Origin of the sequence: Saccharothrix texasensis (assembly GCF_003752005.1) — a bacterium.
Lineage (GTDB): Bacteria > Actinomycetota > Actinomycetes > Mycobacteriales > Pseudonocardiaceae > Actinosynnema > Actinosynnema texasense.
The window spans coordinates 4647459-4669873 of record NZ_RJKM01000001.1 but is presented as its reverse complement, the minus strand read 5'-3'; the positions used below and the strand labels follow the sequence as shown (position 1 = coordinate 4669873).

25 protein-coding genes and 1 tRNA gene are annotated in these 22415 nt (G+C 65.8%); 16 read left to right on the top strand and 10 right to left on the bottom strand.

Annotated features, from left to right (window positions below; all coding sequences use genetic code 11):
• Positions 1-17: 17 nt before the first annotated feature.
• The 4 genes from EDD40_RS19920 to EDD40_RS19905 are packed head-to-tail and all read right to left on the bottom strand — an operon-like array spanning position 18 to position 3540.
• Positions 18-944, bottom strand: a complete 927-nt coding sequence (locus tag EDD40_RS19920; protein WP_123744258.1) for an ATP-binding cassette domain-containing protein — start codon at positions 942-944, stop codon at positions 18-20.
• Positions 945-958: 14 nt separating this feature from the next.
• Positions 959-2128, bottom strand: coding sequence for a cytochrome P450 (locus tag EDD40_RS19915; protein ID WP_123744257.1), 1170 nt, complete (start codon positions 2126-2128; stop codon positions 959-961).
• A gap of 27 nt (positions 2129-2155) precedes the next feature.
• The gene (locus EDD40_RS19910) at positions 2156-2995 is read right to left on the bottom strand and encodes a DUF4097 family beta strand repeat-containing protein (RefSeq protein ID WP_123744256.1); all 840 of its coding nucleotides are present in this window, start codon (positions 2993-2995) and stop codon (positions 2156-2158) included.
• Between the two features lie 56 nt (positions 2996-3051).
• Positions 3052-3540, bottom strand: a complete 489-nt coding sequence (locus tag EDD40_RS19905) for a toxin-antitoxin system HicB family antitoxin (RefSeq protein ID WP_123744255.1) — start codon at positions 3538-3540, stop codon at positions 3052-3054.
• A gap of 432 nt (positions 3541-3972) precedes the next feature.
• Between EDD40_RS19905 and EDD40_RS19900 the strand changes: the two genes are divergently transcribed.
• Positions 3973-5151, top strand: a complete 1179-nt coding sequence (locus EDD40_RS19900) for a Fic family protein (RefSeq protein ID WP_170185142.1) — start codon at positions 3973-3975, stop codon at positions 5149-5151.
• A gap of 147 nt (positions 5152-5298) precedes the next feature.
• Here the strand turns inward: EDD40_RS19900 and EDD40_RS19895 are convergent, their stop codons facing one another.
• Together EDD40_RS19895 and EDD40_RS19890 are read right to left on the bottom strand one after the other, a co-directional pair.
• A complete protein-coding gene (locus tag EDD40_RS19895; RefSeq protein ID WP_123744253.1) occupies positions 5299-6141 on the bottom strand; it encodes a tetratricopeptide repeat protein in 843 nt (280 codons plus the stop codon).
• Positions 6142-6307: 166 nt separating this feature from the next.
• Positions 6308-6538: a transcriptional regulator gene (locus EDD40_RS19890; protein WP_123744252.1), complete on the bottom strand. Its 231-nt coding sequence runs from the start codon at positions 6536-6538 to the stop codon at positions 6308-6310.
• 164 nt (positions 6539-6702) lie between these two features.
• Here EDD40_RS19890 and EDD40_RS19885 point away from each other — a divergent pair, with 164 nt between their 5' ends.
• The 6 genes from EDD40_RS19885 (at position 6703) to EDD40_RS19860 (ending at position 12714) form a co-directional block, all read left to right on the top strand.
• Positions 6703-7035 (top strand): helix-turn-helix domain-containing protein, encoded by a 333-nt coding sequence (locus EDD40_RS19885; protein WP_148088842.1) that lies wholly within the window; start codon positions 6703-6705, stop codon positions 7033-7035.
• A gap of 90 nt (positions 7036-7125) precedes the next feature.
• Positions 7126-7296: a hypothetical protein gene (locus EDD40_RS41800; RefSeq protein WP_170185141.1), complete on the top strand. Its 171-nt coding sequence runs from the start codon at positions 7126-7128 to the stop codon at positions 7294-7296.
• Between the two features lie 719 nt (positions 7297-8015).
• Positions 8016-9836, top strand: a complete 1821-nt coding sequence (locus EDD40_RS41050) for an AAA family ATPase (RefSeq protein WP_148088841.1) — start codon at positions 8016-8018, stop codon at positions 9834-9836.
• On the top strand, positions 9796-10746 hold the full coding sequence (locus tag EDD40_RS19870; RefSeq protein ID WP_246038341.1) for a sensor histidine kinase: 951 nt from the start codon (positions 9796-9798) through the stop codon (positions 10744-10746). The genes EDD40_RS41050 and EDD40_RS19870 overlap by 41 nt, the downstream gene beginning before the upstream one ends.
• Positions 10715-12145, top strand: a complete 1431-nt coding sequence (locus EDD40_RS19865) for a response regulator (protein WP_123744247.1) — start codon at positions 10715-10717, stop codon at positions 12143-12145. Before EDD40_RS19870 ends, EDD40_RS19865 begins: the two co-directional genes overlap by 32 nt.
• Entirely contained in the window at positions 12142-12714 is a 573-nt protein-coding gene (locus EDD40_RS19860; RefSeq protein WP_123744246.1) for an HD domain-containing protein, read from the top strand. The genes EDD40_RS19865 and EDD40_RS19860 overlap by 4 nt, the downstream gene beginning before the upstream one ends.
• On the opposite strand, the gene EDD40_RS19855 is transcribed toward EDD40_RS19860, so the two are convergent.
• From EDD40_RS19855 to EDD40_RS44820, 3 genes are read right to left on the bottom strand one after another with little or no spacing between them, the layout of a single operon-like run.
• Positions 12699-13172, bottom strand: coding sequence for an NUDIX hydrolase (locus EDD40_RS19855; protein ID WP_123744245.1), 474 nt, complete (start codon positions 13170-13172; stop codon positions 12699-12701). The genes EDD40_RS19860 and EDD40_RS19855 overlap by 16 nt on opposite strands.
• 10 nt (positions 13173-13182) lie before the next feature.
• On the bottom strand, positions 13183-13515 hold the full coding sequence (locus EDD40_RS44825) for a DUF5919 domain-containing protein (RefSeq protein WP_425471345.1): 333 nt from the start codon (positions 13513-13515) through the stop codon (positions 13183-13185).
• Positions 13488-13850, bottom strand: a complete 363-nt coding sequence (locus EDD40_RS44820; RefSeq protein ID WP_425471221.1) for a hypothetical protein — start codon at positions 13848-13850, stop codon at positions 13488-13490. Before EDD40_RS44820 ends, EDD40_RS44825 begins: the two co-directional genes overlap by 28 nt.
• Before the next feature lie 234 nt (positions 13851-14084).
• Here EDD40_RS44820 and EDD40_RS19845 point away from each other — a divergent pair, with 234 nt between their 5' ends.
• From EDD40_RS19845 to EDD40_RS43710, 7 genes are all read left to right on the top strand, one after another.
• On the top strand, positions 14085-14537 hold the full coding sequence (locus EDD40_RS19845; protein ID WP_211348209.1) for a hypothetical protein: 453 nt from the start codon (positions 14085-14087) through the stop codon (positions 14535-14537).
• Between the two features lie 30 nt (positions 14538-14567).
• On the top strand, positions 14568-14747 hold the full coding sequence (locus tag EDD40_RS19840) for a hypothetical protein (protein WP_246037741.1): 180 nt from the start codon (positions 14568-14570) through the stop codon (positions 14745-14747).
• Complete coding sequence (locus EDD40_RS44625; RefSeq protein ID WP_342777775.1) at positions 14744-15268, top strand: AMED_5909 family protein; 525 nt, start codon at positions 14744-14746, stop codon at positions 15266-15268. The genes EDD40_RS19840 and EDD40_RS44625 overlap by 4 nt, the downstream gene beginning before the upstream one ends.
• 351 nt (positions 15269-15619) lie before the next feature.
• Positions 15620-17086 (top strand): FtsK/SpoIIIE domain-containing protein, encoded by a 1467-nt coding sequence (locus EDD40_RS19830; protein ID WP_123744244.1) that lies wholly within the window; start codon positions 15620-15622, stop codon positions 17084-17086.
• Positions 17083-18687: a replication initiator gene (locus EDD40_RS19825; RefSeq protein ID WP_123744243.1), complete on the top strand. Its 1605-nt coding sequence runs from the start codon at positions 17083-17085 to the stop codon at positions 18685-18687. Before EDD40_RS19830 ends, EDD40_RS19825 begins: the two co-directional genes overlap by 4 nt.
• Before the next feature lie 26 nt (positions 18688-18713).
• Positions 18714-18911, top strand: coding sequence for a helix-turn-helix transcriptional regulator (locus tag EDD40_RS19820; RefSeq protein ID WP_246037740.1), 198 nt, complete (start codon positions 18714-18716; stop codon positions 18909-18911).
• Positions 18908-20275 (top strand): tyrosine-type recombinase/integrase, encoded by a 1368-nt coding sequence (locus EDD40_RS43710; protein WP_170185140.1) that lies wholly within the window; start codon positions 18908-18910, stop codon positions 20273-20275. The genes EDD40_RS19820 and EDD40_RS43710 overlap by 4 nt, the downstream gene beginning before the upstream one ends.
• A 200-nt stretch (positions 20276-20475) precedes the next feature.
• On the opposite strand, the gene EDD40_RS19810 is transcribed toward EDD40_RS43710, so the two are convergent.
• Positions 20476-20548 (bottom strand) — tRNA-Arg (locus tag EDD40_RS19810).
• A gap of 200 nt (positions 20549-20748) precedes the next feature.
• On the opposite strand from EDD40_RS19810, the gene EDD40_RS19805 reads away from it, so the two are divergent.
• Positions 20749-21603, top strand: coding sequence for a hypothetical protein (locus EDD40_RS19805; RefSeq protein WP_123744241.1), 855 nt, complete (start codon positions 20749-20751; stop codon positions 21601-21603).
• A gap of 18 nt (positions 21604-21621) precedes the next feature.
• Positions 21622-22368 carry an FkbM family methyltransferase gene (locus tag EDD40_RS19800; protein WP_211348208.1) on the top strand — a complete coding sequence of 249 codons (747 nt, stop codon included), beginning with the start codon at positions 21622-21624 and terminating at the stop codon, positions 22366-22368.
• Positions 22369-22415 lie beyond the last annotated feature (47 nt).

Genomic DNA, 22415 nt, shown 5'->3' with positions numbered 1-22415 from the left:
GCGGATGGCCGTGGTGCTCACCGCCGCACGCTCCTCTCGGTGGTCAGGGCGAAGAAGACGTCGTCGAGGTCCGGTGTGTGCACGGACAGGTCCTGCACGTGGACCGCGGCCTCGTCCAGCCGGTCGAGCAGGGCCCGCAACTGCCGCACGCCACCGTCGCCGGGCGCGTCGAGGGTCAGGCCCTCGTCGTCGCGGGAAGAGCCGCCGAGCGCCGCGGCGGCCAGGTCGAGCGTGCGCGCGTCGGCGAAGCGCAGCCGCACGTGCCCGCCCGGGATCAGCCGCTTCAGCTCGGCCGCGGTGCCCTCGGCGACCAGCCGGCCGCCGTCGAGCACGGCGATCCGGTCCGCCAGCTCGTCGGCCTCCTCCAGGTACTGGGTGGTGAGGAAGATCGTCACGCCGTCCGCGACCAGGCCGCGGATGACCTGCCACATCGCGTGCCTGCTGCGCGGGTCGAGGCCGGTGGTCGGCTCGTCCAGGAAGATCACCTCCGGGCCGCCGACCAGCGTCATCGCCAGGTCGAGGCGTCGGCGCATGCCGCCGGAGTAGGTGGACGCGGGCCGGCGCGCCGCGTCCACGAGGTCGAACTGCTCCAGCAGGCGGGCGCAGGTGCGGCGGCCCTCCCGGCGGTCGAGGTGGGCGAGGTCCGCCATCAGCCCCAGGTTCTCCTCGCCGGTGAGCAGGTTGTCCACGGCGGAGAACTGGCCGGTGACGCCGATGGCCTCGCGGACGCCCGCCGGATCGCGGGCCAGGTCGTGGCCCGCGACGGTCGCGGCGCCGGCGTCGGGGGTGATGAGCGTGGACAGGACCTGCACGGTGGTCGTCTTGCCCGCGCCGTTGGGCCCGAGCAGGGCGAACACCGTGCCGGGCTCGACCTGGAGGTCGAGGCCGTCGAGCACGGCGTGGTCGCCGTAGGACTTGCGCAGACCGGTGGCGGTGATCGCCATGGGTGGCTCCTCGGTCAGTCGGTGAGCAGCGGCAGGGACCGCACGCCGGTCAGGTTCGGCGACGGCATGAACACCGGCCGCCGGTCGGGGTCCGTGCGCAGCCGCGGGAAGCGGTCGAGCAGGACGTCCAGCGCGAGGCGCCCCTCCAGCCGGGCCAGCGGCGCGCCGAGGCAGAAGTGCGCGCCGCGGCCGAAGCCCAGGTGCGGGTTGGGGTCGCGGGTGACGTCGAAGGCGTCCGGGTTCGCGAACCGGCGCGGGTCCCGGTTGGCCGCGCCGACCCACAGCAACAGCATCTGGTCGGCGGGGATCTCGACGCCGCCGAGCACCTGAGGCCCGGTGGTGACCCGTGCGACCGCGGCGAACGGGGTGAGGAACCTCAGCGACTCCTCGATGGCGGCGGGGACCAGCGCGCGGTCGCGGCGGACCGCCGCGAACTGGTCCGGGTGCGCGTCCAGGGCCAGCACGGTGTTGCCGAGCAGCATGGTGGTGGTGAGGTGGCCGGCCACCAGCAGCACGGCCGCGAAGTTCACCACCTGCGCGTCGGTCAGGCGCTCACCGTCCACTTCGGCCTGGACGAGGTCGTTGAGCAGCCCGGCCCGCGGCGTGCGGCGGCACTGGGCGGCGTGCTCGCCCAGGTAGTCCACCAGCGGCCGGATGGCGTCGACGCTGTCGCGCAGCCCCTGCTCCTGCTTGGCCACGTCGTCCTTGAGCGAGAACTGGTTGGTGCTCTCGAACATCTTGTCGACCCACACCTTGAACAGGTCGCGGTCGCTGCTCGGCACGCCCAGCAGCTCGGCGATCACGATCACCGGCAGCGGGTAGGCCAGGTCGCGGACCAGCTCGAAGTCGTCACCGGTGACGTCGTCGAGCAGTTCGCCGGTGAGCTCGGTGATGCGCGTGCCGAGGTCGGCCACGACCTTGGGCGTGAACGCGTGGCTGACCAGGCGGCGCAGCTTCTGGTGCGCCGGCGGGTCGAGCTGGATGATGTTGCCCTCGGTCAGCGACTCGTCGGCGGTCGGGAGCAGCCGAGTGGTGTCGGACGAGAACCGGGCCCAGTCGCCGAGGACCTCGACGGACTCGGGGTGGCCGTGGACGTTCCAGAAGCCGAGCTGCTCGTCGTACTCGACGGCGTTGCCGGGTCGTTCTCCGCGCAGCCAGAACTGCTGCGGGTTGGTGTCCCACATTGTCTTGTCCCCCAATGGTCGTTGTGGTCACGCGCGGTGGATGACGATGTCCCCCAAGGAAGTCCGGGCGCGGACCTCGACCCGCTCCTCGGTGTCGCCCGGCGCGTCGGCGCTGCTCAGCTCGTTGCGCACGCGGCCGGCGGTCGAGCGCACGTCCAGCCACGCGGCCGTGCCCTCGCGGATGCCGACCTCCAGCCCGCCGGCCGACGTCTCCACGACCACGGAGCCGCGCACGACCTCGTCGAGGCGGATGCGGCCGTTGACGGTCTTGGCGCGCACGTCCCCGCCGGCGTGGCCGACGAAGATGTCGCCGTTGGCGGCGCCGACCCGGACGTCGCCGGTGACCTCGCCGATCGTGGTCGCGCCGTTGGAGTTCTTCACCGTGCCGACGCCGTCGAGCCGGTCGACGCGCAGCTCGCCGGAGCCGGTCGACAGCTCGGCGCGGCCGGTGACCTGCTCCACCGACACGTCGCCGTGGGAGGTGGAGGCCTTGAGCGCGGCCGTGTCCTGGAGCCTGATGTGCCCGGCGGAGGTCTTGAAGCGGCACTCGCCCAGCACGCCCTCGCCGCGGAAGTCGGCGAGCGAGCCGTGCGCGACGACGTTCGAGCCGGCGGGCAGCCGCACCACCACGTCGACCACGCCGGCCTTGCCGAAGATGCTGCGCGAGCGGGGTGTCCGGACGGTGAGCCGGCCGTCGGCGAAGTCGACCGAGGTGCCCTGGGCGGCGGTGACGTCCTTGGTGTCGTCCGGGTCGGCGGGGTCGACCTCGACCTCGGTGTCGTCCCGGTCGGAGGCGGTGATGAGGACGTGGCCGGCGACGACGTCGAGGTCGAGCGTGATGGTCCCGGGCGTGGCGAAAGAAGGCATGGCTGTCCCCTCGGACTGGGTCGGTTCGGTGTTCGCGCTGGTGGCGGCGTGCCGGGTCAGCGGACCCAGCCGGTGAAGCTCTGCCGGGACGACGAGCGGCCGGTCGGCCTGCCGCCGTGCCCGAGCCCGGCCGCGGCGGCCCGCACCAGCCAGGCGTTGACCGAGACGCCCTCGCGGGCGGCGGCCTCCTCGACCCTCGACTTGAGGTGCTCGGGCAACCGCAGGTTGATCCGCGCCACCGGGCCGTCCTCGGCCACCACCGGCGGCAGCTCCGTGGCACCATCCTGGCTCACCGTGGCATCAGCCGGCGCCGAGACCACGAACTCCGGGTCACGGCCCCGCAGCCGCACGTCGACCGAGCCGGGCGCGAGGTCCCGCGTGATCTCGTCCATGGCCACGGACAGGGCTTCCAGCAGCGTCAACCGCACCGCCGACTCCAGCGGGGCGACGAGTCGCTCGGCCAGTGCCCGTGCCTCCGCGCCACCCGCCTCGGCGGCGGTGGCGAGCTCCCGGCGGAGGTTGTCGACGTACGGCGTCAAGTCCATGGCACCACTATGGCATCACAGTGGTGCCATGACAAGTCTCGGTGGTGCCACGGCGTTCGGTGGCGGTCTCGGCAGGCGGCTACCTGATCGGGTGAAATCGCGGTTCAATGAGACCAGTGGTCCATCTCGGAACGTGACGCGGCACCATGATCATTTCTGCGAGTGTTCGCTTGAGGTGGAATATCGCAGCTCGCGGCCGAGCGTGGCGGAATCTTCGACGACCGTGATCGAATAGTGCTTCCACTCGTGTTGAGCTGGGAAGACAGTCCGATCTCGGCTGTCGATCCGTAATTTTGCGGACCTCGACCAAAGTAGTGACTCGAACGGCCTAATGAAGGTATCGAAGAGGATGTGTAGTGAACAGCGACCTGGCTTCACTTCGATTCGAGAATGCCTTGCCAAGGTCTCGGCGGTCGTGCAAGTCTTCCGCCCATGGATTTTCGCCCTCTGCCTGACGGGCAGTGGTCGCCGGTGCCCGAGCTGCCCGGCATCCCCGAAGCACTCCGGCGCGAAGGCGCCTACCTGCCACCGCCGCTGCCCTCCGACCTGACGCTGCCGGTGTCGACCTACCGCCGGTGCGCCGAAGCCGAGCACGCGCTGGGCCGGCTCGACGAGGCGGCCCAGCGCCTGGGTGTGCGGTCCGCGCTCGTCCGGTCGACGCAGGTCCGCGACGCCAACAGCTCCGCCGGCCTGTCCGGTGTCTTCGTCGGACTGCGCGAGACGTTCGCGGCGGACCTGCTGGCCTCGCAGGACGGTCCACCGCCGACGGACAGCGCCGCGCCGACCCAGCTGGTGGCGCCGTTCCTGCGGGCGTGCGACCACGGTCTGGGCAGGGTCCGCGAGGGCGCCGCGGTCGACGCGGAGCTGGTCGGCGAGGTCGCCGCGATCATGACCGGCGGCACGCCCGGTCGTCGCCTGACGGACGTGCTGCGCGACGCGCCCGGCCGGTTGGGCGTCAGCGACGCGCGGGCCTACCTGCTGACGGCGACCGGCGCGCACCTCGTGGCGCTGCTGGAGCAGTGGTCGACGTGGGTGCGCGAGGAGGACGAGCAGCCGCGGATCGCCAAGGTCGCGCTCGCGCACTACCAGCTGGAGGTGCTGCAACCGTTCCCCACGGCCAACGGGCACGTCGCGCGCGCGTTCTCGACGCTGGAGATGGTGCGGTGCGGGCTGGTGCGCGACCAGGTGCTGCCGCTGTCGGTGTGGCTGGACACGGCGCTGGACGAGTACCAGCGGCAGATCCGCGCCGTGGTCGACACCGGCCGGGTGGACCGCTGGGTCGAGTTCTTCGCCACCGCCGTGCGCGACCAGGCGTTGGCGCAGCTGCGGCTGATCGGCCACCTGGAAGCGCTGGCCGCCGACTACGCCGCCCGGTTGCCGCGCAAGGGGAAGCTGCCGCTGGTGGCCGCGGAGCTGATCGGCCTGCCCGTGGTGGACAACCGGTCGCTGCGCACCCGCTACGGCGTCACCGCGAAAGCCGCCACCGACCTCACCGCCCGCCTGGTCGAGCTGGGCGTGCTCGTGCCGTGGGAGTTCCAGCCCTACCGCCGGGTGTTCCTGTGCCGGGACGTGCTGCGCCTGCTGGCCGACCACCCCGACACCACGGCCTGATCACCCCGCGTCCGTCCCCGACCCGTCCCGTTCGACGACCCGGAAAGAAGCGCGACGACCCCGATGAGCGCATCACCCGACCGACCGTCCCCCCGATGCCACCGCGCCGACTGCCACCGGCGGCACTGCCGCCGCCGACGCCACCGTTCACCGGGCGTGCCGCGGGTCCGCCTCGTCGTCGGCCTGCTGATCCAGGTCGGCGTGGCCCTGCTGCACTGGTTCCGCGACTGACTCCAGCCCGGCCACCAGGTCGCGCACGCGTTGCGCCTCGTCGTCGTCGGTCCCGATGAGCAGCGCGAGCGCGCGGTTGAACCGCCGGTGGGCGACGGCGCGGTCACCGGACAACCACAGCGCCCGGCCGAGCGCGGCCAGGGTGCGCGCGCGGTCCGCGGAGTCCTCGAAGAGCTTGTCCGCCCGGGACAGGTACTTGATCGCGGAGTCGTGCCGGCCGACCTCGATCATCAGCTCGCCGAGGTGGGCCAGCGCCCGCGCGGCGCCGGGCCGGTCGTCGTGCAGGAGGTACAGCTCCAGCACCTCGTCGGCGCACCCGACGACCTTGTGCAGCCGGCCCTGGGCGCGGTAGGTGGCGGCCAGGTCGTGCAAGGCGTCCGCCGCGGCGTCCGGGTCGTCGTCGCGCAGGCGGTGGACGGCCAGCTCGCGCATCCCCGCGACGGCGGCGAGGCGGTGCGCCCCCCGGCCGCGTAAGTGCACCGCGGCCCGGCGGAAGCCGGTGGCCAGCAGGAGGGACGTGGGCAGGGCGGCGGCGAGCTCGGCGCCGAGGTCGAGCAGGGCGCGCGACCACGTCTCGTCCACGTCGGCGGGCAGGGCGGGCCACACGTCGGCGAACAGCGCGACCGCGGCCTCCGGTTCGGCCAGCGCGGCGCGCAGGGCGGCGGGCAGCTCGTCCCGGTGCGCGTCGAACCAGTCGTGCCCGGCGGTCCGCAGCTCCCGGCGCAACCGCGCGACCTCGTGCCGTGGCTCGTCGCTCACCTCGTGCCACCCTTCCGCGTCCCCGGAGTCGCCTGGTCTCAGCGCCCTGCTGCGTCACTTGATCACGAGTGTCAACCAAACGGGTGAGTCCGCACACCGCTGGAAGTGGCCGACTGCCCGCCGGCCGGTTCACACGTGCGCGGGACGGGGACGCCACGGACCGTCATCACCGCTGGACAGGGGGGATCTCGAAGAGGTCCTCGAACTGCATCGGCGCGAGCGCCGTCAACGCGCCGCCGATGAACGCCGGGCCGGGCTGGAGCTCGCCGCCGAGGACGCGCGCGACGGTGGAGCGGTTGACGCCCATCGCCTTGGCCAGGGCGTAGTCCGAGCGGAACCCGGCGAGCCGCGCGGCCTTCGTGAAGACATCGGTGCGGAGCTTGATCGTGTACGGCATGGCCTGCCTCGTGTTGTGCACGCCCAACGCATGTTGTGGGCCCACCACGCTAGGCAGTTTGTTTTGTATGCGCAACTAATGTTGTGTGTGAACAACGTGCAGGTCAGGGGCGAGCTGGGGGGAGTGCCCAACGAACGTTGCGTGTGCGCACGTACCATGTCGGCGTGACCAAAGCCGAGAGTGCGGACTCGTCCTGGTCGGACTTCGTCCAGAAGCAGATGGACGACCGCGGGATGAGCACCGGAGAACTGACCGAGAAGACCGGCTTCGACCGGAGCCGCCTGACCGCCTGGAGGAAGGGCGAACGGCCGAACCTCGACACCGCCCGCGTCGTCGCCAAGGCGTTCGGCATGAGCCCGCTGGAGGTCATGGTGGCGGCGAAGCTGCTCCTCCCGGAGGAAGCGGACCTGCGAGGGGTCTCCAGCCCCGACCCGGGCGCCCTGACGGACCAGCAACTGCTGGCCGAACTGGGCCGCCGCCTCAAGAACCGCCCCTGACCCGTCCAGTCGACCTTCGGGCGGCAACGGACCGCGGCGGCCGAACCGACCCATCCCGGCCGCCGCGGTCCGCGCGGGCAGGGTGGGGGCGTGTTCGACTTCGGGATCGAGGGCTACCGGCCGGACTGGGGCAACGGCTCGATCGCGGTCGGCTTCACGCTCGGCGGCGACCACCTGTGCGTGTTCAACGCGCTCGACGAGAACGGCCTGGAGCTCGGCCCCCCGAGCCCCGACTCCCACCCCGTCCCACTGACCACCTGACGCCGCCGTCGCGCGGACCCCGGCCGACCACAACGGACCCCGGCCGACGACGACTACCGTAAAAGATCAGGCCCCGAGCGCGTTACCGCTGCTCAGGGCCTGATTCACCCGGCGAAAGGTGAGTGCCCCCGGCAGGATTCGAACCTGCGACACACGGTTTAGGAAGGCGTGTGGGGCACACGGTCTCTCGTACCTCGTGACCTGCGCGAACACTGCTCTCTGCCTCAACACGTCGCCGACCCAGTCCGCGAGGAGTCCGCAGTTCGTGCACTGCCACTCTCCAGTGCCCTGGCCATCGCCGACCTCATGGCCCGTTGGCAAGACGGCGAAGCCGTCGCGGCAGCCGATCGCCGTGCCCAGCCACCCTAGCCGCGTGACCGCGCGATCGTCCCGACCGGCGAACCTCGCAGCTCCTCGGCCTCCATCTCGCCAACACCTCGCGCGCCGCCTCCGGACCACGTGCACCGACTCCGCGCACGGCCGACGGGCGGAGCGAAGCGGGAGCCCGGCGTGCCGTGATGCGGGGAGTCGGTGCCACCGTGCGTCCGGCCCAGCCGCGTGCTGCCGCAGGCGGCGCGCCTTGATCCTGTAGAGCAAAATTCGGCAGCAGGCCTGCACGGAGAGATGGATGTCTAAGACGTAACTATGAACCTGAAGAGCTATCGTTAGGCTGACAGCGCTACTGCCCTGACAAAGGAGGTATTTTGCAAATCCATCGGTTGACCGTCGAAGAGGGATTCCTTGATGGTCTCGATATCACCTTCGACCGTGGTCTGAACGTGATTATTGGTGCTCGCGGGGTCGGCAAAACGAGCATCCTTGAGATGATTCGTTTTGCTCTTCGTTTGCCTCATATTGATCAGCGCCGAGCGGATATCGCAAAGCGGCACGCAGAGTCCGTACTAGGTGGGGGAAGGGTGGTTGTTACTTACCTCGACGGTGACAACATGCGGTCTGCATCACGATCTATCGGTGACCCGGAAATCGATCCAATCGCAATGAGTTCGCTAACGCCAACTAGTCTCGGACAAAACGAACTAGAAGGAATCGGCCTCAATCAACGTAGTCGCCTTCGGTTGTTGGACGGTCAAGCAGGAGTCAATGAAACGGATTTTTCCTCAGAAATCGGACGGCTTCGCCAGACTGTAACTCGTATAAGCGCACAACTGGCCGAATTGACTTCACAGCGAGAGCAGTTGCGTCAGCAGGATTTGTCTCGGATGGTTGTCGCGAAGCAACTTGAAGAAGCACGTATTGCTGAATCCATGCTTATGCGCGAAGGAAGCGCCGAGATGGCGAAACTCCGTGAACGTATCCACGTAGAGCAACAGCGAGTAGCAATTGAACAGACCCAACTTCGAAACGTCGATTTGTTTCGCGAGATGCTTGGTAGCGTACAAGAGCAAATTAAAAAGGTGCAAGGAAGGTTGTCAAAAACTATATCGGAAGTAAATGATCGAGGAGCATCAAGGTATGTCGGGCCTCTCAGTAAGATAACTGAGGCGCAGCAACAGGTTCTCAATATAAGCTTGGAAGTCACCGATTCTCTAGAAAGCGACATTATATCGCATAAGCAACAGATCGCTCAGATCAATGATCGATCGCGTCCACTCCGCCAGGAATTCGAACGCCTTCAGCAAGGTGCTGGAGCCGCTGCTGAATTGACCGTGCGTCTGCAAAATCAGATGGAAGAGCTGGACAGGGATTTGCAGCGTTTGCGTAAGCTTGAAGACCACATTGAGGAATTGAGGTTTCATAGGGCTCAGGTCCTCAACGAAATCGACAACTTGCGAGAGCGGATTTGGGTGGTAAGGAAGCAGACAGCTGAACGACTGTCGAAGGTATTCGCTCCCCGTATCCGCGTCGCACTCGAACATTATGGCGATCGGGCAAATTACGTCGCCAACCTTGCCGACGCTCTACGCAACAGTGGCCTTCAACATAATGTTACTGCTGAACATCTAGCAGAACGACTGAGCCCTCAGGAGTTGATTAATGCTATTGAACGGCGTGACGTAGCTCGCCTGACTTCGGTAGGGCGGTTGACCAGCGCGCGGGCCGACAAGCTTATCACGCATATGCTCGGCAGCTCTAAACTTGGCGAAGTGATAACCTCCGAGGTCGACGATACCGCGATTTTTGAGCTCCTCGTTGGAGGGGAGTACCGTCCTACGGAACAACTTTCTACTGGGCAGAGATGCTCCGTTGTTCTACCGATCTTGTTGGCAGACTCTTCGAGGACTCTGCTACTGGACCAACCAGAAGACCACCTAGATAATGCTTACCTCGTAGAGAACACTGTAGATCGGTTGCGGTCACGATCGAAAATTGCACAAACCATCGTAGTAACACACAACGCAAATATTCCTGTATTGGGAGACGCAGCCAAAGTATTTGCACTAGAGAGCGACGGTCGTCGCGGGTATGTAAAGGAACAAGGGGCACTTGCAGACCCGAAAGTAGTACGGGCGATTACGGATCTGATGGAGGGCGGTGAAGATGCATTTAGAAGGCGGGCCAATTTCTACCGAGGGGCGTGAACGGATGGATCACCCTAAAGCACTAGAAGCTTTGTCTAGTGCCGTACCGTCCGAGCGGTTGGAAGCCGCGCGGTTTCTTCAATTCTGGGCGGTACCGGCGGATATATCTGTTCTTCGAACGCGCCTACAAGTCGAGCCTGTCGGTTGGGTAAGACGTGCGATAGAAGATGCGCTTTTGCGATTGGGCGATGCACCGGAGCAGCATGCAAATTTGGACGATTTCACCGCCAACAAAGACGGCAGTGTCGACGAGTCGGCGCGTGCGAGAGTCAAGATCACGAGAACTGTAGTGCATGAGTTGTCTCCTATCGCTGCTGCCATTGAGTATTTTGCGGGAGCAGAGCTGAATGGCTACGCTGATAGTCAAACAAAAAAGCATGTTGACAGAATGATCAGGTTTATCAGCGCGATTGATACCCTCGGAGGAATCTCAAGCAAAGCGGTGCCCAAAGAGGCAAATCTTGCAGTCGTCGTGGCGAACTGTGTCGAGGCTCAACAGATTGCATTCAAGATTCACATCGAAGTCGACGGTCCTTCGTCAGTACATGCATATACTGACCCAGGGCTCGTGGAGCTAATTATTAGTAACGGTCTGAAGAATGCGTGTGAAGCTGTGATTGACCCGCAGGTCGCGGTGCCTGTAGTAACAGTGTTGTACGGAGGTAACGATCGAGAGTTTTGGGTCAATATCATCGATAATGGTGTCGGGATGCCGATCGGAGGCAATGAGAAGTTGTTTGACATCGGAACATCGACTAAAAAAGGTCATCTTGGTATGGGGTTAGCTCTATGCGGTGAAGCGGCGGACAGCCTAGATGCTAAGATCCGGCTTTCGAGTGGAGACCGCGGCACTAAGTTCGCGGTTGTCATTCCCATAAGTGGAGGCGAGCGTGCAAGTTCTTCTAGTTGAGGACAGCGCTGAGTTGATTGATGTTTTTCAGCATTTTTCGAGCACGCGCGGATTCGATCTGACTATTGCTACAAACGTCAAATCGGCAATTAAGCTTGTCGAGTCCGTTGAGTATGAGTTTGATGTCGCCGTATGCGACCTCAAGATGCCCTCGCAGGAGGGAGCAATCGACCTTTCCTTGGATCATGGTTTGGAAGTGGTTAGGCGGATTATCGAAGTTTGTCCCGGTGTTCCAGTCGTTGTGCTTTCCGCATTTGGTACGATCGATATTGCTCGACACATGCTCCTACAGGCAAATAAGCAAGACGTCTTTGGTACAGGTATGCCCGAGGCAATGTTGCAGTATGAGCCCAAATCTTCAGGAGCGTCAGGTGCACTTGGGTTCTTGGTCAAATTTCAAGACGAGTTGGACAGTATTGGCGATGTCGAGGTTATCAACGGCGGAAATCTAACGAACCGGCAGTTGCGTACTCTGCGAATTTTCGCTCGCCGGCGTGGGGGCCGGCAGCTGGAGTACAGGCCACTATCGGGAGGGTTGTCCGGAGCTCGGACAGGTCTAGTGACAGTAAAGGACGGTGCTGGCGCTCAAGTCGCACGTGTTGTAAGTAAGATCACCCGTATCGATCGTGCGCTTGAAGAAAAGGATCGGTATAGGCAGTGTATCGCAGGCCGTCTAGGTGCAGGCGCTTATGCCGATCTTAATGATGAAGTTACTGCTGGTTGTGGCCGTACCGCCGGTCTCTTTTACAGTGTGGCGGAATCATACAAGCTTGATGTGTTCGCGCAGCTGCTCGCAGACGAATCTGCAGCCGCTTTGGCAGTCAGGCGAATGCAAGAAGAAATGACACCTTGGCTAAGCGGGATGCCTCAGTCGCCGAAAACATGGGTTGACATCAGGCGCGAATTGATTAGCGATGAAAAGTACGCTCGCGTGATTAGTGTGCAGGATGTCGTGGAGGTTCCCGAAAGTAAGTCGCTTCAAACTTTTTGGGTTACCCAGCATGGTGATCTGCATGGTGCGAATTCCTTGATTAATGACAGTGTTCGACCTGTATTGATCGATTTCGGCCGGGCTGGTCAAATGACTAGTGTTCTCGATCCAATTACACTAGAGTTGTCGGTTCTTTTTCACGCAGATTCCACTTACCGTGAACATCCTTGGCCAGAAGTCGCTCAAATTGATTCTTGGGATGACCTGGATTTGTACCTCGCTGGGTGCCCTTACCCCGAATACGTTAAGGCTTGTCGCGAATGGTCACTTTCCGTAGCGGCGGGAGTTAGAGATTTGTATGCAACGATCGATGCGTACTGTCTTCGCAACATGCAGTACGACGATGTAAATATTGAACGGGCGCGCGCCCTCCAGGCTTTTGCTGCAAATAAGTTGATTGAGTCATGAGTGGGTATCTACACGAACTCTCAACCGGTGTCGCTAGAGACCTTCTAGCTGATGAATTGCCGCGTCGTTGGCTGCATGTGCAAGGAGTAGCTGATCGGGCCTCCATCCTCTCGGCAATCTTGGATATGGAAGAAGTGCATATTCTGACTTCTGCGGCCATACTTCACGATATAGGATATTCTTCGTCTGTCATTGATACGGGACTTCATGCGCTCGACGGTGCACGGTTTTTGAGGGCAATGAACTTTCCGCCACGTTTGTGCGCATTAGTGGCACATCATTCTTTTGCGAAATGTGAAGCCGAACTCAGAGGTCTGAACGTTTCATTGGCCGAGTGGAACGACGAGAAGACTATTATTCGAGATGCGCTCTGGTGGGCTGACATGACGACGACACCGGATGGACGGCCGACGAATGTCTATGACAGGATTGCTGAGATTCAGAGACGTTACGGGCCGAATGACTTGGTGACGACGTTCGTTCAACAAGCGAAGCACGAATTGGTTGCTGCCGTAGAGCGAACTGAGGAACGGTTGCGGGCGGCTGGGTTGGGTCACTTGGCGAAGTAGGGAGTGGTCCGCGGTTCGAAGCCGTGTTCGATTCGGAGGCGGATCGAGGGGTGGATGTTGAGAGCTTCGAGGTCTTCGCGGGCTACCCAGTGGACTTCGCTGGACTCGTTGCTTGTGCGCAGCTCGCCTCCGATGGGCTGAGCGCGGAAGCAGATGGAGAACTCCTGGCGGACTTCGCCGTCCGTGTAGGAGATGACGTGGGCTGGGTCGGAGTAGACGCCGATGATGTCGGTGGGGTCTACGTCGATGCCGGTCTCTTCCTTGATCTCGCGTACGACGGTGTGACCGATGGTCTCGCCGACGTCTTGTGCTCCACCGGGGATGGAGTAGAGGTCGTTGTCGGTGCGGCGGATCATCAGTAGACGACCTTGGTCGTCCTGGACGAACGCGGTTACGGCTACGACGATGTTGGTCGCTTTGGGGGCGTTGGGGTCGTTGTAGTGGTCGGTGCGCGCCATGGGTCCCTGCCTACCACTTGGGTGGCTTGGCGTCGTCCCAGACGCCTTGGAAGCTCTCGGCGTAGGTCTCGAAGAGGTCGCCTCCGGAGAGGCGGCGAAGGTGCAGGACCGGGGCGTGGGCTGCCATGAAGCCGTGTACGTGGGTGTTGACCAGCATCTCGTCATCGAAGCGGTAGATCGAGTTGTAGAGCGTGGTGCGGTGGCACCGGATCTCGGCGTGGCCGCTGTCGGCGAGTGGCTTGAAGAACGCGAGGGCGTTGCGGACCTTGGCGGCGAGGGTGCCCTTGCCGATGCCCTCTTCCTCGCTGCGGCGGGCTACCTCGCGGCTGGCCGGGTCGCCCAGGAGTAGGCGGACCTTGACGCCTGCTTCGGCCTTCCTGCGGAAATCTTGATCAGGTTCGGGTTGTCGGTGAGGAACATGCCCGAGTAGATCAGGATCGAGATGTTCAGGCGGGCCTGGTCGACCAGGTGTGCCCACTGCTCCTGGGGGACGGAGTGGCGGTGCGGGTAGACCTGCACGACCTCCGATTGGGTGATCTCCTTCTTGGCGTCCGGGGCGAGTGCGTTGGGCCAGAGGTAGGTCTCGGCCTCCCGGACCATGGCCGCGATGGTGCGCCGGTGACGGGGGTACGGGGTGCGGTCGAGGTTGATCCAGCGTTCGACCGTCTTGGGGTCCACGCCAGTGGCTTTGGCGACCTGGATGAGGTCGAAACCGTTGCGTAGCAACGAGTCTCGTAGGCGTTGGTTCGGCATGGTTCCCCCTGTGGAACGAGTTGGGACGTCTTCAAGCTACCAAGGACGTCTGTAGTTGTCCCACTGTGCGGTGCTGCCGTCCCGCTTTTCTGCCGAGAGTGGTTGGTGTCAAGGTGCTGGACCAAGGGTCCAGTCGACGCTGATGACAGGAGATCGGCTGTGGCGATCAGTGGTGGGAGCAGGCTCCCGGCGACGCACGACTTCGTCTTTCCCCGTGGCGCGCTGGTGATGGGTGTCGAGCCGGTGCTCAGGTTCCAGTCGGCCGAGGAGCGGGCGAAGGGGTTGCCGGTGCAGCAGGAGACGGACAAGGAGTCCGGGTTGCTGGTGTGGTCGGTCCTGGTGATCGACCAGGCGGCGGAGCGGAAGACGGACGCCGTGGTGACGGTGAAGATCGCGGCTCCGCACCAGCCGGTTCCGCCGGAGGCGATTCCGGGGACGGATGTGCGGCCGGTGCTCTTCGAGGGGTTGACGGTGACGCCGTGGATTGACGACAAGGCGTGCCGGGGGAGTCACGGGGGTGAGCGGCACAGGTGCCGGGCGAAGCTCGGGTACAGCCTGCGGGCGTCGGGCATGAAGCCGGTGGTCGTCAAGACCGCTGCCAAGGCGGCGTGACCGGTGGCCGGGGACATGGTTCGGCTGCACGTGACCGATGACCTGCCCATTCGGGCTATGCCGATGGCGTACGCGGACCGGGTGGAGATCCGCTTCGGCAACGCGTTCCCGGCGGTTCTGGTGGTCGACCGGGAGTCGATCAACAGGCTGCGTTCGGCGTTGCAGGACGGAGGGGTTGCGTTGGGTGTCGTGGGGGATGAGTGGGAGTGAACCCGGCGGAGGAGTTGTGGTCGGCGGTGCGCTCGGCGACGACGCTTCGGCACGCCCACGATGCGTTGGCGAAGGTGCGGCCCTCGCTTGAGGCCGCCCAGGTGCAGTGGCTCGATTTCCATCAGCGGTCTGCCGAGACCTATCGGCGTGTCGCGGAGTCGGATCGGGGGCGGCGGAAGGAGTCGCTGTTCCTCGCCGAACTGCACAAGGAGAAGGCGGAGAAGGTCGCGCACGGTCTTGCGTCGGGGACCACTGTTCGTGCCGGGAGTCGGCGGGTGGCGGTGCTGCCCGGTCGGCCGCATGAGATCAGGCTCCGCGATGACATGTTCGCCAAGGCCATGCGGTTGGCGGGGTTCCAGTCGGACTACGCGGTGGCCAAGGCGATGGGGCTGCACCGATCGACGGTCAAGCGTGCGCGTGCGGGTGAGCTGCGGCCCGGTGCTCGGTTCATCAGTGGGGCGTTGACCGCCCTCGCGCCGTTCGACTTCGAGGATCTGTTCGAGGTCGAGACGCAGGAGTGACGGTGCGACCGGTTGAGCTGGTTTCGCACGGCTGAGTGATCAGAATTGCTGGTTGGTGGGGTCGCCGGAAACAGATTCGAGTCTTGGCGGGCTGAAGGTGTTCCCGGCGACACACCGACCGGAACTTTCGCTTGTATTCGTTACCACACAAGGGATTCCGGTCATGTCGAGGCTATCGGTACGTGGGGTGCGCGCGTCAAGTCGACGCGGTGCCCCGACAGTGTGGAAGTTGTCCAACGGTCGCCCCTGTGGGGCGTGTAAGCGGTTCGGTGTCTACGCCCCGAACCAGCTCGTTTGTTGTGGCTGCCTGGGTTGGCTGCCGCTGATTTTCGTCCCAGTGGGGCGTGGGCGATGAACGGCGGGAAGTGGGTGGACCCGGCTCCGTTCGAGGGCGTGCGACCTCGGGTGCCGTGGTGGGTGTTGGTGCCGGGGAAGGCCAAGTGGATCGCGGCCTTGGTGGCGCTGGTGTGGCTGGTGGTCGTCGGGGCTGTGCGCCTGGTGCTCGTTGTGGTCCGGTACCCGGTGGTCACGTTGGTACCGGCGTCGGCGGCCTGGTGCTGGTGGCGGTTCGGGCTCTCACCGTTGGTGCTGGCGTTGTTGTCACTGGTCGCGGCCTTGTTGATCTGGGCGGGCCTGGACCGTGGGTCGTTTATGCGACACGGCTGGTACCGGCTGGTCACTGAGTGGCGGCGGTTGACGGTGTACGTGCCGAAGTGGCGGTCAGTGATGCGGCTGTCGGACCTCGCCAAGCTCGACCGGGGCCGCGAGTACCGGCCTAAGCTGCGCCGGGTCCGGTCGGAGGGTTGGCGGGATCGCGTCCGGGTGCGGATGGTGCCTGCGCAGTCACCTGAGGCATGGGAGCTGCGTCGGGACGGCCTGGCGCACTCGTTTGGCGCTCGCTCCTGTCGCGTGCGAGTCCTGCGACCTCGCGTGATCGAGCTGGACTTTGTCCACCGCGACCCGCTGCTACGTCCCCTGACCGTTCCCGCGTTGACGGATGCCGAGGTGGACCTCAAGCGGGTCGTGGTCGGCCGGACCGAGACGGGCAAGCCGTGGCGGCTGCGGCTGCTCGGGTCTCAGGTGCTCGTCGTCGGCGTGCCCGGTGCGGGCAAGGGCTCGGTGCTCTGGTCGCTGGTGTGGCAGCTCGCACCGGCGGTTCGGGCGGGTCTGGTCCGGTTGGTGGGGATCGACCCGAAGGGTGGGATGGAGCTGGGCCAGTGCCCGGACGCCTTCGACCGGGTCGTGTACGACAACGGGCCGGAAGCCGTTGCGCTGCTTGAGGAAATGGCCGCAGAGGTTAAGGAACGTGCCACCCGGTACCGGGGTGTGCGGCGGTTGTGGGCGCGGTCGACGTGTGAGCCGTTCACGGTCCTGGTGGTGGACGAGCTGGCGGACCTGATCGCCTACCAGCCGGACAAGCAGCTCCGGGAACGCGCGGTGCGGGCTATCCAGACGATCACCTCTCAGGGACGTGCGCCCGGGTTCGCGGTCGTGGGCCTGGTCCAGGACCCGCGCAAGGAGGTCGTGTCGTTCCGGCACCTGTTCAGCACCCGTGTGGCGCTGCGCCTGGACGAGCCGCAACAGGTCGACATGGTGCTCGGTGACGGTATCCGGCAGCGCGGTGCGGCTGCCCATGAGATCAGTGAGAACACCCCCGGCGTCGCTTGGATCAAGGAGGACGGGCAGCGGGAGCCGGAACGGGCTCGGGCGTTCCACGTCACCGATGCCGACTTGGTCGAGCTGGGCCTGTTTCTGGCTGACGCAGAGGTGCACGACTTGCCGACTCGGCCGGACGACTCGGGGGAGGTGGCGGCATGAGCGAGTACCTGACTCGTGCCGACCGGATGAAGCAGCCGGCGGCGCTCGATGTGGCTCGGGCCGTGGCTGAGGAGCACGGCGTCTGCGTCCGGCCGCTGGCCAAGGAGCGGGTCGACCTGGACACCGGACGGGTCGAGATCGTGCCCGTGGCGTGCGGCTCGACGGTGGCGAGTGTGTGTCCCACCTGCGCGGAGAAGAACCGCAGGTTGCGCATGGCGCAGTGCCGCGAGGGCTGGCACCTGACCGAGGAGCCCGACTTCACCCCGGACCCGCCCAGCGACGATCAGCGGGCACTGACCGCCTACTGGGCTGACCTGGCGAAGGCGTACCGGCAGGCTCTCGAAGAGGGCGACGAGATTGGTGCCGAGGAGGTTCGAGAGGAGGTTGCGGGCGTCGACGCCGAACTTCGGCAGCTCGGAGTCCGCGGTTCTCTCCCGGCTCTGGAAGCACGTCCACGGATCACCCGGAAGCGGTCGACCAGGCGGCGGCAGGATGCGCCGAACCTGCCTCGGCGACCGGTCGGCAAGCGCACGGTCGGTCGCGTATTCGTCGGCAAGTACCAGCCCTCAACCTTCCTGACGCTCACGCTGGACAGCTACGGCAAGGTGCGCTCGGACGGCACCCCGGTCGACCCGGACACCTACGACTACCGGCGGGCGGCTCGGGACGCGGTGCACTTCGCGGCCCTGCTCGATCGGTTCATGCAGAACCTCCGGCGGTGCGTCGGGTGGGATGTGCAGTACTTCTCCACCGTCGAACCTCAGCGACGGCTGGCGCCACACTGGCACGCGGCTATCCGGGGTTCGATTTCGCGTGCGGAGCTGCGGGCGGTCGCGGAAGCCACCTACCACCAGGTGTGGTGGCCCAACCACGACGAGATCAAGTACAGCGGCGACAACCGGCCGGTGTGGGACTCGCGGGCGAAGGGGTTCGTCGACCCGACTACGCGTGAACCGCTGCCGACGTGGGAGGACGCTCTCGACCAGGTGGAGCGTCCGGCGCACGTCGCCCGGTTCGGGGTGCAGGTGCACTCCAAGGGCATCCTCGGCGGCACTGAAGAGGCCGGTCGGCACATCGGCTACCTGACGAAGTATCTGACCAAGAGCATCGGTGAGTGCTTCGATGCCCGGACCAGCCGTCAGGAGGATCACGCCGAACGGCTGTGCGCGGAGTTGGCCGTGACGCCCTGCTCGCCGCAATGCCCGGTGTGGCTGCTCTACGGCGTCCAACCGAAAGGCGCTCGGCTGTCGATGGAGCCTGGTCGATGCAAGGGCAAGGCACACAAGCGCTCAACCCTCGGCGTCGCCGGTCGGCGGGTGCTGGTGTCACGGAAGTGGTCCGGGAAGTCGCTGGCCGACCACAAGCACGACCGCAAGGAATTCGTTCGGCAACTGCTCGCCGACGTGGGGATCACTGGGGACGACCAGCCCAAACGGGTCGTCTGGAACAACGTGCGGCCCGGTGACCCGAACGTGCCCCCAAGACCACACCTGCTGCTACGGGCGGTCGCGGAGCGGCGTCGATGGAAGGCCGAGTACACGGCGGCGTTGCTCGCCTCGGCCAGTCCGTCAAACCGTTCGGCAACGTCTCAAGCTGCGTAAACGGGGGTTCGGGGATGAGTGGCAAGGTGCGTGAGCTGGCTCAGTTGATGTCTGTTCCGGAGATGCTGGAGGCCCTGGGCGGTGAGGTCTCGCGGGACACGTTCTACAAGTGGCGGCAGACGGGGAAGGGGCCTCGGTGCTTCTCGCTGCCCAACGGTGAGCTGCGGTGCAAGCGGGTGGACTTCCTCGCTTGGCTCGATGACCTGTACCAGGCGGCGGCATGACCACCACGTTCAGGGTCAAGTTCTGGGAGATCAAGAAGCGGACGGGGCGGAAGCGGCCGTATCCAGTCCGATGGCGGACGGACACGCGGGAGCACTCCGAGTGGTACGCGACCAAGGCTCTGGCTACCAGCCGCTTGTCCGAGCTGAGCCAGGCGGCGCGCAACGGTGAACCGTTCGATGTGGATACCGGGTTGCCGGTGTCGGAGGTTCGGCGGCGGAACTCGTTGTCGTTCTTGGAGTTTGCTCAGTCCTACATGGATCTGAAGTGGCCTGACGCTGCGGCGACGACTCGGGGTAGCACTGTGGAGGCTCTGGCGACTGCTGGCGCGGTGTTCGTGCGGGATGGGGTCGGTCGACCGGATGTGACTGAGCTTCGGGGCGTGCTGTCACGGAACCTGCTGCCGCCGACCACACGTGACGCGGAGCTGTCGGCCGAAGATCGGGAGGTCGTGGACTGGCTCACGCGGAACTCGCGTCCGCTGTTCGACCTAACGGACGCTGTCGCGGTGCGCGAGGTGCTGGACGCGCTGGCGGCCAAACTCGACGGCAAGGCGGCGGCTGCAACCGTCTACCAGCGGAAACGGGCGGTGCTGTTCAACCTGCTGTCCTATGCCGTCGAGCTGGGGATGATCCCGGACAACCCGTTGACCAGGGTGAAGCGCAAGGTCGCGAAGGTGGTCGACCAGGTAGACCCTCGGGTGGTGGCCAACCCGGGCCAGGTCGAACGGCTGTTGACCGCGGTGACCTACGTCGGGCGGCGGAACCAGGAGCGGGGCGCGCACTTGGCGGCGTTCTTCGCGACCGGCTACTACGCGGCTGCTCGGCCCGCTGAGGGCCTGGGGCTCCGTGAGGACGACTGCACCCTGCCCGAGGAGGGCTGGGGCCTGCTCATGCTCGGTGAGTCGCGTCCGGCGGCGGGCAAGCGGTGGACGGACTCCGGTGAGGTCCACGACCGGCGCGGGTTGAAGCATCGCGGGGCGAAGGACGTCCGGCCGGTGCCCATCCCACCGGTGCTCGTCCGCATCCTCCGGGACCACCTCGACCGGTTCGGGACGGCTCCCGATGGGCGGCTGTTCCGGTCGCCGAACGGCGGGGTGGTGTCGTCGTCCACCTACTACCGGGTGTGGGAGGAGGCCCGCCAGTACGCCCTGACGCCTGCTCAGGCGGCCTCTCCTCTAGCTGGGCGGCCGTACGACCTTCGGCACGCCGCAGTCTCGCTCATGCTGAACGGGGGCGTCCCGGCTACGGACGTGGCGGAACGTGCTGGTCACTCGGTCGAGGTGCTGCTCCGGGTGTACGCGAAGTGCATCGATGGGCAACGGGAGCTGATCAACAAGAGGATCGAGGAGCTGTTCGACCGGTGATCGACAGTCGGTGCGGAAGGTCCTCGGACGATCGTCCGAGGACCTTCGGCTTGGGCAGGCATTGGGCAGATCCAGTCCGTCACCAGTCCGCGAACCCCGGCAGATGGGGGCAGATTCCGGCTGACGGCGACTGACCTAAAAGATCAAGCCCCGGCCGCGTTTCCGCTGGCCAGGGCCTGATTCACCCGGCGAAAGGTGAGTGCCCCCGGCAGGATTCGAACCTGCGACACACGGTTTAGGAAACCGATGCTCTATCCCCTGAGCTACGAGGGCGCGGTGGTGAGCGTACCGGGTCGGGGGTCGGGCTTCCGGTGGCGGGGTTGTCACTCGGTGGGCCTAGGGACGTGCACCTTGGGTTAGGGGGTGGGGCCCGGCCGGTCGGCTGTACGGGGGAAGTGGGCGACCTCATCTGTTCCGCACCGGTCCAGTGAGGTACAGAGGGGGCCATATCCCCCTCCGACGAAAGCCATCCCATGAGCAGCCGACCCTGGCCTGACTTCCGTCCCGGCCCCCTGGGCTCCGTCGGCGCGTGGTGGCGGCGGCTCCGTGCCCGCCCCAACGCCGAGCAGTACACGTTCGTCCCGGCCTCGACCTCCCACCAACACCCGTTCGAGTCGCCGCTGCCCAGCGCCGTCTACGGGCTCGACTTCCACGCCAAGATGACGATCCACTGGCGCGTGGACCTGACGACGGGCGCACGGCACAACGCGCCGCGCAGCGCGGCGGTCAACGACATCATCCACCGGGCCAAAGCGCTCACGGAGCGCGCGATGCTCGTCCACCACGCCCCGCTGCAGCACCAGCTCGGCGCGGAGCTGGCGGCGGAGCGGCAGGTCGAGGGCACGCACGTCTGGGCGCGGGCGGACGGGGTCGAGCTGGCCGTGGACGAGCACGACCTGGCGATGGCGCGCAAGCACATCGAACTGCTCCAGACCACCACGATGCGCCAGGCCGAGCGGGACGCCGAACGCGCCGAGATCAAGTACCTGCGCGACGAGGTGCTGACCGACCTGTCCAGCGCCACGATCTGGTGGCTCATCCGCAACGGCTACGAGGTGGAGCAGGCGGTGAAGTTGAGCAGGCACCTGGCCGAGCTCGTCGGCATCGCCTCGCAGCGCCGCGACCAGCACTGGGCCGACACGCTGGTCACGTCCTTCGAGAGCGCCCTGCCCCGCTTGGACGACGGGCACCGCGCCGACGTCCGCCTCCACCTGGCCAAGGCGCTCGGCATCTACGGCAGCTCGACGGTCGCCGCGGAGTTCGCCGAGCAGGTCGGGCTGCCCGCACAGCTGCAACAGAACCAGAACGGCGCCAAACCCCTGACGTGATTCCCTAACCTGGTGACCGTGACCCACAACCTGACCGAGGCGCGCGGCGCGGCCGTGGCTGGCGCGTTGCGCGTCCTCGCCCGGCTCACGCCGTTCGTCGAACCCGAGTTGATCGGCCTGCGCGAGGTGGTGCGGCCCGGTGACGTGTGCGTCGACATCGGCGCCGCGCTCGGCCTCTACACCGTCTCCCTGTCCCGCCTCGTCGGTCCACAAGGGACAGTGCACAGCATCGAGCCGCTGGTGTTCGCGCACCCCGCGCTGTCCTACCTGCTGCGCCCGCGCGAGGCCCGCAACGTGGTCCGGCACTCCGTCGCGTTGGGAGTGAGCGAGGGCCGCGAGGTCATGAGCGTCCCGGTCCGGCACGGCACACCGGTCACCGGCCGCTCGTTCCTCACCTCGGGCGCGGACGGCCTCGGTTCCAACGTCGAGTTCGCCGAGCACCTCGAAGTCCTGGTGCGCACCGACACGCTGGACCGGTTCTGCGCGGCCAACGCCATCGACCGGCTGGACTTCGTCAAGGCCGACGTGGAAGGCGCGGAACTGCGCGTGCTGCAAGGAGGTGCGGAGACGATCGAGAGGTTTCGACCGAAACTTCTCCTGGAGATCGAGGAACGGCACGTGCTGCGGTTCGGGTACCGGGCGCGCGACGTGCAGGACTGGCTGGCCGAACGCGGGTACCGGATGCACGCCTGGCACCGCAACACCTGGCGGCCGGTCGACCGGATCGACGATCGCGTGCGCAACTACCTGTTCGTGACCCGGTAGCCGTCTGGTCGGCGGGACGTCGGCCGGGCGCCCGGCGGGGGATCCGC

Bases quoted from the DNA above. Each gene is read 5' to 3' on its own strand.
- EDD40_RS19920 (WP_123744258.1), bottom strand. From the start codon at position 944: ATGGCGATCACCGCCACCGGTCTGCGCAAGTCCTACGGCGACCACGCC.
- EDD40_RS19905 (WP_123744255.1), bottom strand. From the start codon at position 3,540: ATGGACTTGACGCCGTACGTCGACAACCTCCGCCGGGAGCTCGCCACC.
- EDD40_RS19915 (WP_123744257.1), bottom strand. From the start codon at position 2,128: ATGTGGGACACCAACCCGCAGCAGTTCTGGCTGCGCGGAGAACGACCC.
- EDD40_RS19910 (WP_123744256.1), bottom strand. From the start codon at position 2,995: ATGCCTTCTTTCGCCACGCCCGGGACCATCACGCTCGACCTCGACGTC.
- EDD40_RS19825 (WP_123744243.1), top strand. From the start codon at position 17,083: ATGAGCGAGTACCTGACTCGTGCCGACCGGATGAAGCAGCCGGCGGCG.
- EDD40_RS19870 (WP_246038341.1), top strand. From the start codon at position 9,796: ATGCATTTAGAAGGCGGGCCAATTTCTACCGAGGGGCGTGAACGGATG.
- EDD40_RS19900 (WP_170185142.1), top strand. From the start codon at position 3,973: ATGGATTTTCGCCCTCTGCCTGACGGGCAGTGGTCGCCGGTGCCCGAG.
- EDD40_RS19830 (WP_123744244.1), top strand. From the start codon at position 15,620: ATGAACGGCGGGAAGTGGGTGGACCCGGCTCCGTTCGAGGGCGTGCGA.
- EDD40_RS43710 (WP_170185140.1), top strand. From the start codon at position 18,908: ATGACCACCACGTTCAGGGTCAAGTTCTGGGAGATCAAGAAGCGGACG.
- EDD40_RS19890 (WP_123744252.1), bottom strand. From the start codon at position 6,538: ATGCCGTACACGATCAAGCTCCGCACCGATGTCTTCACGAAGGCCGCG.
- EDD40_RS19855 (WP_123744245.1), bottom strand. From the start codon at position 13,172: ATGGCGCGCACCGACCACTACAACGACCCCAACGCCCCCAAAGCGACC.
- EDD40_RS19860 (WP_123744246.1), top strand. From the start codon at position 12,142: ATGAGTGGGTATCTACACGAACTCTCAACCGGTGTCGCTAGAGACCTT.
- EDD40_RS19805 (WP_123744241.1), top strand. From the start codon at position 20,749: ATGAGCAGCCGACCCTGGCCTGACTTCCGTCCCGGCCCCCTGGGCTCC.